The following is a 12,149-nucleotide window of genomic DNA, read 5'->3' as shown; positions in this document are numbered from 1 at the left end:
CACCCCGCACCCCGCGAGACTCCATCTGGGCGACGAGACTGCGGTTCGCACGTGCAGTCTCGTCGCCCAGATGGAGTCTCGCGGTCAGTCGGGATCCGGATGTCCGTCGCTAGGGGGATGCATGCGGGGAGCGGAGCGTGGTCGGATGGAGGCATGACCGACCCCACAGCGCCCTTCGCAGCCGCGCCGCCGGTGCTCTCCCTCCAAGGCCTTCGCAAGCAGTTCGGACAGAAGGTGGCCGTCGACGACCTCTGGCTCGACGTCCCCGCCGGATCCATGCTCGGCCTGCTCGGCCCCAACGGCGCGGGCAAGACCACGACCCTCGCGATGACCACGGGCCTGCTGCGCCCCGACGCCGGCACCGCCCGGGTGCTCGGCGCGGACGTATGGCAGGATCCGGCTGCCGCGAAGGGGCGCATGGGCGTGCTGCCCGACGGCGTGCGCATGCTCGACCGCCTCACCGGCGCCGAACTGCTGCGGTACACCGGGCTGCTGCGCGGCATGACCGAGGCCGAGGTGGTCGGCCGCTCCGGCGAGCTGCTCGAGGCGCTGGGGCTCGCCGACGCCGGCAGCACGCTGGTGGTGGACTACTCCGCGGGCATGCGCAAGAAGATCGGCCTCGCGTGCGCGCTCATCCACGCGCCGCGCCTGCTCATCCTGGACGAACCGCTCGAGGCGGTCGACCCCGTCTCGGGCGAGACGATCCGGCAGATCCTGCGGGCGTTCGTCGACGGCGGCGGCACGGTCGTGCTGTCCAGCCACGTCATGGAGCTCGTCGAGTCCCTGTGCGACCGGGTCGCGATCGTCGCCGAGGGGCGCCTCCTCGCGAACGGCACCCTCGACGAGGTCCGCGCGGGCGAGACGCTGCAGCAGCGCTTCCTCTCCCTGGTCGGCGCGCATGAGCTCGGATCGGAGACGCTCGCATGGTTGCGCTCCTCGTAAGCCTGCGCTGGCGCCAGCTCGGCCATCAGCTCGGACGCAACCCGTGGATGATCGTGTCCCTGATCATCTCGGGGATGATCGCCCTCGGCCTTCTCGCCGCCCTCGCGGCGGGCCTGGTGGCGCTGCGGATCGCGGCGCCGGATGCGGCTGTGCGCACGCTGGTCGTCGTCGGCGCCGGCATCGTGCTCGTGTGGTGGATCGGCTCGATCGTCGTGAGCGTCGACGACTCGCTCGCCCCCGAACGCTTCGCCCTGCTGCCGGTCACGGCACGATCGCTGCTGCCGGGGCTCGTGGTCGCAGGCGCCACCACGATCGGCGGCATCGGCACGACCGTGGCGCTGCTGCTCATGCTCGTCGGGTGGTCGGTGAGCCCGCTCGCGCTCGTCGCGGCCGTGGTCCTGATCCCGCTCGCTCTCGCGACGTGCGTGCTCGGCGCCCGGGTGGTCAGCGGTGTGCTCGCCGGCTGGCTGGCCGGACGGCGGACGCGCGACCTGGTGATCACGCTCGGCGTGCTGCTCGTCGCCTGCTCCGGCCTGCTGATCAACGTGCTCGTGCGCGCGTTCGCGCGGCTCTCGGATCCCACGGCGGTCCTTCCTGCGATCGCCGACGCCGCCGGATGGACGCCGCTCGGCGCCGTGTTCGGCGTCTCCGCGGCGCTCGCCCAGGGCGATCTGCTCGCGGCAGGCCTCCGGCTGCTCATCGCCCTCGCGACCGCCACGGCCCTGTGGTTCGCCGCGCGCGGACTGCTCGCCGCCCGTCTGGTCGCGCCGATCCAGAGCCGCGGCGGCGGCCGCGTGCGCTCGGGCGGACTGCTCGATCGCGTGCTCCCTGCCACCGCGGTCGGGGCGATCGCGGCCCGCACCCTGCGCTACGCCACGCGCGACCCGCGCCAGGTCATCAACACCGTGATGATGGTGCTGCTGCCCGCGCTGCTGATCGGGATCACCCTGATGAACGGACGCGGAGAGGGTTCGTTCACGCTGGGCCCCGCCGCGATCCTCATCCCGGCGATCAACGCGCTGCTGATCGGCACGATCCTGCAACTGGGCATCGCCTACGACAACGACGCGATCGCCCTGCACATCCACACCGGCGTGCCGGGACGGGCGGATCGCGCGGGCCGTCTGCTCGGATTCGGGATCATCGCCGTGCCCGTGACGATCGTGCTGTGCGTCGCGGCGAGCATGCTCGCGGGGCGGATGGACCTCCTCCCGGCCAGCCTCGGCGCGACCCTGGGCCTGGGCGCGGCGGCGGCCGGTCTCGGGGTGTGGGTCGGCGCATTCCTGCCCGGCCGCGCGCCCGCCCCCGAGGCGAATCCGTTCGGACGCGGATCCTCCGGCGGGGTGCAGTCGATGGTCGCGATGATGATCATCACGCCGCTGAGCCTGGCGATAGGTGCGCCCGCGTTCGGCCTCGCGATCGCCGCGATCTGGACGCCGTGGCTCGGCTGGCTGAGCCTCGCATTCGGCCTCGTGTGCGGCGGCCTCGCCGTGTGGGGCGGTGCGGTGCTGGGCGGACGGATCCTGGAGCGGCGCTGGCCAGAGGTGCTCGCCGAGGTCGCCAGCGAGGCCTGAGGACGGCGGGCGGACGGAGGGCCCGGTACCTCGTGCCCTCCGTGTCAGGCTCCGGCGGCGAGTTCACGCGCCCGGGTGAGCGCGGCGTCGGTGGCGCGGGCGAACAGGCCGTCGAGGTCCGCGTCCTGCAGCACCGCGATCGCGCGCTCGGTGGTGCCCTTGGGGCTCGTCACCCGGCGGCGCAGCTCGGCCGGGTCCTCGCCCGACGCCTCCAGCAGCGCGGTCGCGCCGATGAAGGTCTGCTCGGCCATGAGGCGCGCCTCGGGCTCGGCGAAGCCCTTGCCGATCGCGGCCTTGGTGAACTCCTCGATGAGCAGGAAGACGTAGGCGGGACCGGATCCGGAGATCGTGGAGAGCGGGTCGATCTGCTCCTCCGCGACCTCGATCACGGATCCGACCGTCTCGAACAGCCGGCGCACGAGCGCGCGCTCCTCGTCGGTGACGTCGGCGGCCGCGGCGAGCCCGGTGACCGCGCGGCCCACGGTCGCGGGGGTGTTCGGCATGGACCGGAGCACGCTCGTGCCCGCGGGCAGGTGCGCCGCGAAAGTGGCCAGGGTGACACCGGCCGCGATGCTCACGACGATCGCATCCTTGCGCAGATGCGGAGCGATCTCATCGAGCAGATCCGGCACCATGGCAGGCTTCACGCCGACGACGACGATGCGCGCCCCGGCCGCCACGTCATTGCCGTCCGGCTGCTGCTCGAGCGCGATCGAGCGCACGCCGGGCAGGCCCTCGAGCTCGACGGCGCGCGCCGATGTGCGGTTCGTGGCGGTGATGCCGCCGTCGACCGGGATCGCGCTGGCGACGAGGCCGCGCAGGATCGCGCCTCCCATCGAACCGGCACCGAGGAACGCGACAGAGGGGAGGGCATCGACCATGCGGCCATCCTACGAGCCGGGCTCGCGACGCGCCCGGATCCGGCGCTCCGACTTCGCGACGATCGGCCGCCCTGCACGGTCGGCGCTCCTGCACGGACGGCGCTCCTGGGCGGCCCGGCGCCGTCGCGAGCGCGTCAGCGCCGTCGTGCGCGGGTCGGCGCCGTGATTCGCGGCATCGCCCGTCATAGACTCGTGGCATGAGTGCATCCGGTGGCGGCAAGGCGATCCTGGCGGCGTTCCTCGCGAATCTGGGCATCGCGCTCGCGAAGCTCGTGGCCTGGCTGCTCTCCGGATCCGCCTCGATGCTCGCCGAGGCGATCCACTCGGTCGCCGACTCCGGCAACCAGCTGCTGCTCATGCTCGGCGGCCGCAAGGCGAAGCGCCGCGCCGACCGGGAGCACCCCTTCGGCTACGGCCGCGAGCGCTTCGTGTACGCGTTCGTCGTGTCGATCATCCTGTTCTCGGTCGGCGGTCTGTTCGCGATCTACGAGGGCGTGCAGAAGATCATCGAGCCGCATGAGCTCGACAGGACCTGGTGGTGGCTGCCGCTCGCGGTGCTTCTGGTCTCGATCGCGCTGGAGTCGTTCTCGTTGCGCACCGCGATCAAGGAGAGCAACGAGGTGCGCCCGAAGGGGCAGTCGTGGGTGTCCTTCATCCGTCGCGCCAAGGCTCCGGAGCTCCCCGTCGTGCTCCTCGAGGACACCGGGGCTCTCGCCGGCCTCCTCTTCGCGCTGCTCGGCGTCGGTCTCACCCTGATCACCCACAACCCGCTCTTCGACGCCCTCGGCACGCTCATGATCGGCCTGCTGCTCGTGCTCATCGCAGTGGTGCTGGGCATCGAGACCAAGAGCCTGCTGGTCGGCGAGGGCGCGAACGAGGCCGACTACGACCGCATCGTCGACGCGATCCTGGCGGGCGACGAGGTCGAGAAGCTCATCCACATCAAGACGCTGTACCTCGGCCCCGACGAGCTGCTCGTCGCCGCGAAGATCGCGCTCACCTCGGACAAGACCGTGCGCGCGGCGGCGGACGACATCGACGCGATCGAGATCCGGATCCGCGAGGCCGTGCCCGCGGCGCGGGTGATCTACCTCGAGCCCGACATCTACCGGCCCGCTCTGGATCCCACTCCGCCCACCGACACGTTCGTGCTGCGTTCGGCCGACTGACCGTCGCGGAGCCGTCGTGGTCGATCCGCTCGCCGAGGCGCTCGCCGACCCCACGCTGTCCGCGGACGCGCGGCAGAAGCTGCGGAACGTCCAGGATGTACTGCGCGCCGACTCACAGGCGCGCCTGATCTCGCTGTTCTTCGAGGGCGACGACCCCCGCGCCGCGGTGGCGTTCGGCGACGTCGACGCGGCCGAGCTCATCGCGGTGGTGCTGCACGGGATCGACACGGATCTCGCCGCGTTCCCGGGCTGGGCGGGCATCGCCCAGCGGCTGTGCGCCGACACGATCCGCGCCACCGCGCTGCGCGGCGGATCCGTCCGCATCGCGACGGTGGCGTGGTTCGGCTACGACTCCGGGACCCACCTGTCGGCGCTCGCGACCAAGCACGCGACCGTGGGGGCCGCGCGGCTGGCGGGCGATCTGGTGCGCATGCGCCACAGCCACCCTCGGGCGCGCATCGCGGTGCTCGCCTACTCGTACTCCTCGACGCTCTTCGGCGAACTCGTACTCATGGACGGCGCAGGCCCGATCTCGATGGCGTTCTCGATCGCCTCGGCCGGGATGACCCACATGGCCGCCGACGCCGTGGCGGAAGCGATCTCGAAGCGCGCGTTCTCGTTCTACGCCACGGAGGCGTCGAACGACGTCACCGCTCCCCTGGGGCGTCTGGGCGCGCACCCGGTCGACCCCCGAGACATCGAGGGCACGATCGTCTACTCCTCCGACGGAGGGCCCATCCCCGGCTCGGGCGGCGAGCAGGGCGAGGCCACCGACGGCCACGCATCGCAGACCGAGGTGGACGAGCACGGCACGCGGCACCCCGGGTACTTCGATCCGCGGGCGCAGGCGTACCTGTTCGCGGTGCAGCGCCTGGCCCGGCTCGCGTCGCGACGTCCGAAGGCCTGACCGTCAGCGACCGGGATCCGGGATCCCGGATCAGCGTCGCTCGGCGAAGAACGCGCGCAGCTGCTCCACGGCTTCGCCCTCGCGGACGCCGCCGACCACCTCGGCGCGGTAGGGCAGCCGGCGGTCGCGGAGCACGTCATAGCGGGATCCGGCGGCCCCGGCCTTGTCGTCCCAGGCGCCGAACACGACGCGCGCCACGCGGGACTGCAGGATCGCCCCTGCGCACATCACGCACGGCTCCATCGTGACGACGAGCGTGCAACCGGTGAGGTTCCAGGATCCCTGCGCCGCGGCGGCGGCGCGCAGCGCGACGATCTCGGCATGGCCGGTCGGATCCGCCGTCTCCTCGCGGTTGTTGCGCCCCTCCGCGAGGATCCGCCCCTCGGCGTCGAGCACGACGGCGCCGACCGGGATCTCACCCGCCGCAGCAGCCTCGGCGGCCAGGACGAGCGCGCGATCCATCGCCGTGTCGTCCGTGACGGGTCGTGCTGCGTTCACCGGTCCTCCCGACCGTCGAGCCTAGCCGGAGGGTCGCCCCGCGTCGCGTCGGACCGCGGCCGGATCTCGCCGCTCCCCCGCACCGTGTGAGTAGCATGCGGATCAGGGGTGTCATGGGCGCTCAGACCGATGCGGACGCGGGTGTGACGGACCGCCGGCCGCGCGCGCTGCGCTGGCCCGTCCTGTGCTGGGTCACGGTGCTGCTCCTGATCGGGATCGTCCAGATCGTCCGCGCGCAGTGGTTCGACACCGTCGTGTTCTTCGGCGCGGCGCCACTCGTCGCCGCCGCCCGGTGGACGCCGGCCGTCACCGCGCGCCTCGTGCCGTTGCGGGTGATCGTGGCAGCAGCGGTGCTCGCGGGGATCGTCGTGTGCGTGCTCCCCCGCCACGGCGGCGGCATGGTCTCGGTCGTGGCCGCGATCGGGATCGCCGCCCTCGCGCTGGCCTGGCCCGGCAGGGCCACAGGACCGCGACCCTGGACGCCCGGCCTGCGGCGACTGGCCTGGGTGTGGAGCGGGCTCGTGGTGGCCGGCTGCCTGTGGGAGCTCGCGCAGTTCATCCTCGGGAAGATCCACCCCGATGCATCCTCGTACGCGCTCAGCGACCTGCTCGACCCGCTGCTCGACGGCGCGCCCGGCAGGATCCTGTTCACCGCGGCCTGGCTGGCCGGCGGCGTCTTCCTGCTGCGGAGAGGACCCCGGCGATGACGCTCCTCAGCATCGCCTCCTTCGGGCTCTGCGCCGCGCTGCTCGTCCTGGCGACGTGGCGGATCCGGCGCGCGGATCCGGACGCGACCGTGGCGGCGCTGTTCGACCGGCTGCTCGATGATCGCGACGTGCGCATCGCCGTGATCGTGGTCTGGTGGTGGCTGGGCTGGCACTTCCTCGCCGGCGCCACGCTGTGACAGGCGCATCCCCGGCGTCCCGCCCCGCGCTCGAGAATCCGCGCATCGCACAGCGGCCCGGGCGAAGTAGCCTGTACCTATGCGTGTGCACGTCGCCGACCACCCCCTCATCACCCACAAGCTGTCGGTGCTGCGCGATGCGCGCACCCCGTCGCCGGTGTTCCGCCAGCTCACCGAGGAGCTCGTGACGCTGCTCGCCTACGAGGCGACGCGCAACGTGCGGGTCAGCCCGATCGAGATCACCACCCCGGTCACCACGACCATGGGGGTGAAGATCTCCGAGCCGCGGCCCATCGTCGTCCCGATCCTGCGCGCCGGTCTCGGCATGCTCGAGGGCCTCGTCAAGCTGCTGCCGACGGCCGAGGTCGGCTTCCTCGGCATGGTTCGCGACGAGGAGACCTTCGAGCCGACGACCTACGCCGAGCGGCTGCCGGACGACCTCAGCGGACGTCAGTGCTTCGCGATCGACCCGATGCTCGCGACCGGTGGATCCCTCGCGGCCGCGATCCAGTTCCTCTTCGATCGCGGCGCGGACGATGTGACCGCGATCTGCCTGCTCGGCACGCCCGAGGGCGTCGCGGCGATCGAGAGCCTCGTGGGCGACCGCAACGTCACCCTCGTCCTCGGCGCACTCGACGAGCGCCTGAACGAGAAGGGCTACATCGTGCCAGGCCTCGGCGACGCCGGGGACCGCCTGTACGGCACGGTCTGAGGCAGTGCTGGTCTAGCGCTGGTCTGAAGGCAGTGCTGGTCTCGCGGCCAGCACGGTTTCAGACCTCGAGCGCGTCAGACCACGAGCACGTCAGACCTCGAGCACGTAGGAGCGGTCCTCGCCGTACGCGGCGAATCCGCAGCGGGCGAGGATCGGGGCGGAGGTCTCGACCCGGCCTTTGACGAGTGCCGTCGTCGCGCCGCGCTCTCGCCCGATGCGCAACCGCTCGGCGAGCACAGCGCGGTAGGCGCCCCGGCCTCGGAACTCGGGAAGCGTCGCCGCGCCCCACAGCCTCAGGAAGCCGTCCACGAGCGTGCATCCGCCCGTGCTCACCGCGCGTCCGTCGATGCGGGCGAGCGCGCGGAACCCGGTGCCGGACTCGGCGTCCGCGGCGACCTCCTCGAGCTGCGCCACCAGCCCGTCTTCGTCGAGCGGCTGCTGCGCCCACACCGGCACGCTGACCGCGTCCACGTCGCGCACCTGCTCCAGCGTGCCCACGGTCTCGGCCGTGACGCCCTCCGGCACAGGGATCGGATCCCCGGGGATCGCCCGCGCGAAGACCGTCACGGTGTCGTCGTGCACGGCGCCGCGGCGGCGCAGCTCCTCCTCGACGTGCGGCGAATCAGCCGCGCCGACCCAGAACACCAGCTTCCGTTCGCCCCAGTCCCTGGTGCGGCCGACCGCATGATCGACGACTCCGGCCGCGTCGAGCGACGAGTCGATCACCGACGCGCGCACTCCGCCGCCGAAGCGCGCGGGATACCGCACGAGCTGCAGGTGCTCCCCCAGGCTCTCGCTGTCGCGCGGGAACCAGACCCACGTCGCGGACGCCTTCAGGATCTCCGCCTCAGAGTGCACCGGCGCGCTCCTGCTCGGCACGCTCCCGCTCGGCACGCTCCTGTTCGGCGCGTTCCCGCTCGTCACTCAGCCATTCGATTCCCGCGCTGTCCGGATCCACGGCATGCGGATCCGCCTCGTCGCGATCCGCGCCGACGAGGTGCGCGAAGGCGCTCAGCCGCGCGACGCCCTCGGGCGTCCACGGGAGGTCGTCCAGGAGGGCCGGCGAGTGCACGAGGTAGGCGGCGACCTTGGCCCGCGAGATCGCCACGTTGAGCCGATTCTGCAGCAGCAGGAACTCGGGTCCGCGCGGGGCGTCCCGTCCACTCGACGCGGCGAGCGACGTGATCGAGACCACAGCCTCCCTGCCCTGGAAGTTGTCGACCGTGCCCACGGCGACATCGCCGAGACCGGCCTCGGCGAGCGCATCGAGGATCAGCTGCTTCTGCGCGTTGTAGGGCGCGACGACGATGACGTCCGCCTGTTCGAGAGCGCGCGGCGGCGCACCCTCCATGCCGTCGGTGTACTCCCGGCCGATGAGCGCGCGGACGATGCGGACGACCTCCGCGGCCTCCTCGGGCGACTGCGTGGCGTTGCCGCGGTGCCGGATCGGCCGCACGTGCAGCCCCGGCTCGACGCCGTCGATCACGCGCCGCTCCGTGCCGGGCGCGGAGGCGAGCGCACCGGCGTAGGCGAGCTGCGAGATCGGGGCCGCGACATCAGGGTGCATCCGCCAGGAGCGGGCGAGGAAGGCTCCGTACGCGGGATCGATCACGGCCTTCTCGTGCATGACCCAGCCGAGCGCCGAGGTGTCGACGGGCTCGGGGTGCGTGCCCTGGCTCACCTGCGGCAGCTGCTGCGGGTCGCCGAGGAGCAGCAGCCGCTGCGCCGAGCCGGCGACGGCGATCGTGGAGGCGAGCGAGAACTGCCCCGCCTCGTCGATCACGAGCAGGTCGAGCTCGCCGCGCTGCACGCGCCTGGTGCTGGAGAAGTCCCAGGCGGTGCCGCCGACCACGCAGCCGCGACCTGCGCCGTCCTGCTCTGCGAGGTATCCGGCCATCCCGTCCTTGCGGATCACGGTGAAGACGGGCTCCGGTCCGTGCGGATCCTTCGGCGCCTTCGCCACCTGCTCGGAAGGCACCCCGGCCGCGACCACCCGATCGAGAAGGTTCTCCACGATCGCATGCGACTGCGCGACCACGCCGATGCGGTATCCGTGGTCGTTCACGAGCCGGGCGATCACGTGCGAGGCCGTGTAGGTCTTGCCCGTGCCGGGAGGGCCCTGCACGGCGAGGTAGCTGCGGTCGAGGTCGAGCACGCCCTGCACGATCGCGTCGGCGGCGTCGGCGCTGCCACCGGGGTGCCCGTCGGGTCCCATCGCCAGGACCGGCAGCGGCCCGCCGGAGACCGTGCGGGGCACGATCCGGCGCAGCGCGTCGGTCGCCGGATCCTGCGGGAAAGCCGGTGACGCCGACAGCACGGCTCCTGCCCACTCCTCGATCGCCCCCTGCAGGGAGTTCACGCGGGGCGGCGACGCCGGGGTGAGCGCGAGCGGCAGCTCGTCCCAGGTCTGTCCGCCGATCGAGCGCTCGCGGATCCGGTAGCCGTCGTCGAGCACCTCGACGACCTCGACCTCGTGCGGCACGTGGATCACGCGCGCAGGGAACTCGCCGAAGAACGGCGCGGGGGCCGCGTACAGCGCGAACGGGCTGCCGCCGACGTTCAGGGTGCTGCCCGGCGCCACCTCGCCGTGCAGGTCGACGAGGCGCGTGACCGCGCGGGCGCCCTCCTCCTGCCCCCAGTCCTGCGCGACCGCCGAGCGGTCGGGGTCCACCCGCAGCACGTCGCGCGTGGACTCCCACAGCGTCACAGGCTCGCGCAGACGCTGGAAGTGCGAGATCCAGAAGCTCTTCGCCTCGCGCGGGAAGTAGTCGATCGCGGCGGCGGCGACCCGGTACGTCTGACCGTCTCCGCCCTCGGCCTGCACGCGCTGCCCCTCGGCCTGGAGCGCGAGCGAGAGCGGCGCCGGTTCGTAGGCGCGGGTCTCCGGCTCGTCCGGCGGCGCCGGCAGCACGCCGGCCTCGCGCGCGAGACCGACGAGCCAGTTGCGCAGGCGACGCGTCGAGACGCAGTCGTAGCGGTTGTAGTCGGCGAGGTCGGCGAGGATCCCGTCGGCCTCGGCCGTGCGTCCCGAGGCGGCGAGTCCTCGCGCCTGCACGTACTGGACGATCGAGTCGTCGCCCTTCTGCACGTCGCTCGTGCGCACCTCAGCGCCCATGTAGAGCGGCTCGAGCTTCTTGATCGAGTACGACCGGGATCCGATCCGGACCGTCCGCAGCACCAGCGGGTACAGGTCGACGAACACGCCCTCACGGAGCAGCCGGTCGACCTCCGCCTCGCCCACGCCGTAGCGCTCCGCCATGTTCTGCAGGTGCGAGGTCTCGTAGGGCGCGTAATGGTAGATGTGCAGGTCGGGATGCGCCGCCCGCCGCGCGGCCACGAAGTCGAGGAAGTCGAGCAGCGCCTGCTTCTCGGCCGCGAAATCGTGCGCCCACAGCGCGGAGTACTGCTCCGCGTCGTCGACCCAGCCGAACAGGTAGTCCAGTCCCCATCGCTTGTTCTCCTGGGGATGCCCCTCGTCCGGCTCGGTGTAGAGCGGATCCCCCTCGAAGTCGAAGAAGAGGTCGCCGCGGCTGGGACGCGGCATCATGCCGATCGCGGCGGCGGAGACGACCTCGAACGGCGGCGCCGGGTGCGCGTCGGCGTCGCCCTCTGCCGCAGCGACCGCCTCCGCCGCCATCGCGGCGAGCTGCAGGCGGGCCTGCGCCCGCAGCGCCTCGAACGTCTCCGCGCTCATGCCCTCCGGGGCATCCGCCGTCGCGGCGAGGTCGTCGATCGTCCGGATGCCCGCGACGCGGAGCCGCGCCCGCTGCACCGGACGCATGCGCGCGACGAGCAGCAGGTCGCGGTGCGCCACGACCTCGAGCTCGCAGGTGGCGCAGCGCCCGCACGCGACGATCTGCAGATCTCCGCGGTCATCGCCCCAGGCGAGCGGATCCCCGGCCGCGCCCTCGTCGATGCGGCGGTCGGCGATGAGGGCGCGCAGGCGCGCCCTCCGCACATGGAACAGCGGCAGCAGGTCGCTCACCGCATGCGTCGAGACGCTCCGGTCGCCGAGGATCAGATCCACCTCGTCGGAGCGCGGGATGCCGAGCCGGTCGAGCTGGTCGACATATGCCGCCAGCTGCATGAGCGCCGTGACCCTGGCCGTGCGGGCGAGCTTGGAGTCCTGCACGCGCCACCGGCCATCGGGATCGCGACGCAGGAAGTCGGCGAAACCGACGAACTCGGGTGTCGAGAACGCGGCCTGGTACACCACCGTCGCCTCGGATCGCAGCGCACGCACCGTGTCCGCGACGACGCCCGCGAGCGCCTCGGCATCGGTCGACGACACCTTGGGCAGCTCGATCACACCCGGCCCGCCGTCGACGGACCGTCCGTGCTCTGCGATGTAGTCGTCCAGCACCACCAGCTCGTGCGCGTCGCCCATCGCCGCGGCGCGGGCGAGCGTGGCGTCCTCCGGATCCTCGACCGGCTCGACCCGCCCGAGCTTCGCATCGACCGAGCGCGCCCAGGCGAACTCGCACTCCGCCGCGAGCTTCAGATCCGTGGCGCTCCAGATCACGCGCTTCCGGTCGGATCCGGAGGGGGTGATCACGCGCACG

11 protein-coding genes are annotated in these 12,149 nt (G+C 72.4%); 7 read left to right on the top strand and 4 right to left on the bottom strand.

Annotated elements, in window-relative coordinates:
* Positions 1-153: 153 nt before the first annotated feature.
* Complete coding sequence (locus tag ACFC1J_RS16955; RefSeq protein WP_375908700.1) at positions 154-942, top strand: ABC transporter ATP-binding protein; 789 nt, start codon at positions 154-156, stop codon at positions 940-942.
* The gene (locus ACFC1J_RS16950) at positions 924-2,516 is read left to right on the top strand and encodes a hypothetical protein (protein WP_375908697.1); all 1,593 of its coding nucleotides are present in this window, start codon (positions 924-926) and stop codon (positions 2,514-2,516) included. The genes ACFC1J_RS16955 and ACFC1J_RS16950 overlap by 19 nt, the downstream gene beginning before the upstream one ends.
* Before the next feature lie 44 nt (positions 2,517-2,560).
* Here the strand turns inward: ACFC1J_RS16950 and proC are convergent, their stop codons facing one another.
* On the bottom strand, positions 2,561-3,397 hold the full coding sequence (gene proC, locus ACFC1J_RS16945) for a pyrroline-5-carboxylate reductase (protein WP_375908694.1): 837 nt from the start codon (positions 3,395-3,397) through the stop codon (positions 2,561-2,563).
* A gap of 197 nt (positions 3,398-3,594) precedes the next feature.
* Here proC and ACFC1J_RS16940 point away from each other — a divergent pair, with 197 nt between their 5' ends.
* On the top strand, positions 3,595-4,566 hold the full coding sequence (locus tag ACFC1J_RS16940; RefSeq protein WP_375908691.1) for a cation diffusion facilitator family transporter: 972 nt from the start codon (positions 3,595-3,597) through the stop codon (positions 4,564-4,566).
* 16 nt (positions 4,567-4,582) lie between these two features.
* Complete coding sequence (locus ACFC1J_RS16935; protein WP_375908688.1) at positions 4,583-5,473, top strand: alpha/beta hydrolase; 891 nt, start codon at positions 4,583-4,585, stop codon at positions 5,471-5,473.
* Between the two features lie 30 nt (positions 5,474-5,503).
* Here the strand turns inward: ACFC1J_RS16935 and ACFC1J_RS16930 are convergent, their stop codons facing one another.
* A complete protein-coding gene (locus tag ACFC1J_RS16930; protein WP_375908685.1) occupies positions 5,504-5,971 on the bottom strand; it encodes a nucleoside deaminase in 468 nt (155 codons plus the stop codon).
* Positions 5,972-6,084: 113 nt separating this feature from the next.
* Between ACFC1J_RS16930 and ACFC1J_RS16925 the strand changes: the two genes are divergently transcribed.
* From ACFC1J_RS16925 to upp, 3 genes are all read left to right on the top strand, one after another.
* Positions 6,085-6,678: a hypothetical protein gene (locus tag ACFC1J_RS16925; RefSeq protein WP_375908682.1), complete on the top strand. Its 594-nt coding sequence runs from the start codon at positions 6,085-6,087 to the stop codon at positions 6,676-6,678.
* A complete protein-coding gene (locus ACFC1J_RS16920) occupies positions 6,675-6,875 on the top strand; it encodes a DUF6186 family protein (protein ID WP_375908679.1) in 201 nt (66 codons plus the stop codon). Before ACFC1J_RS16925 ends, ACFC1J_RS16920 begins: the two co-directional genes overlap by 4 nt.
* A gap of 79 nt (positions 6,876-6,954) precedes the next feature.
* Positions 6,955-7,587: a uracil phosphoribosyltransferase gene (upp, locus tag ACFC1J_RS16915; RefSeq protein WP_233310171.1), complete on the top strand. Its 633-nt coding sequence runs from the start codon at positions 6,955-6,957 to the stop codon at positions 7,585-7,587.
* A 90-nt stretch (positions 7,588-7,677) separates the two neighbouring features.
* On the opposite strand, the gene ACFC1J_RS16910 is transcribed toward upp, so the two are convergent.
* Together ACFC1J_RS16910 and ACFC1J_RS16905 are read right to left on the bottom strand one after the other, a co-directional pair.
* Entirely contained in the window at positions 7,678-8,445 is a 768-nt protein-coding gene (locus ACFC1J_RS16910; RefSeq protein WP_375908675.1) for a GNAT family N-acetyltransferase, read from the bottom strand.
* Complete coding sequence (locus tag ACFC1J_RS16905; RefSeq protein WP_375908672.1) at positions 8,435-12,148, bottom strand: TM0106 family RecB-like putative nuclease; 3,714 nt, start codon at positions 12,146-12,148, stop codon at positions 8,435-8,437. The genes ACFC1J_RS16910 and ACFC1J_RS16905 overlap by 11 nt, the downstream gene beginning before the upstream one ends.
* Between the last annotated feature and the right edge of the window lies 1 nt (position 12,149).

The sequence above is a fragment of the Microbacterium sp. NPDC056052 genome (assembly GCF_042266785.1).
Taxonomy (GTDB): domain Bacteria; phylum Actinomycetota; class Actinomycetes; order Actinomycetales; family Microbacteriaceae; genus Microbacterium.
The sequence above is the reverse complement of the archived record's forward strand: the minus strand, read 5'-3'. Positions and strand labels throughout refer to the sequence as shown.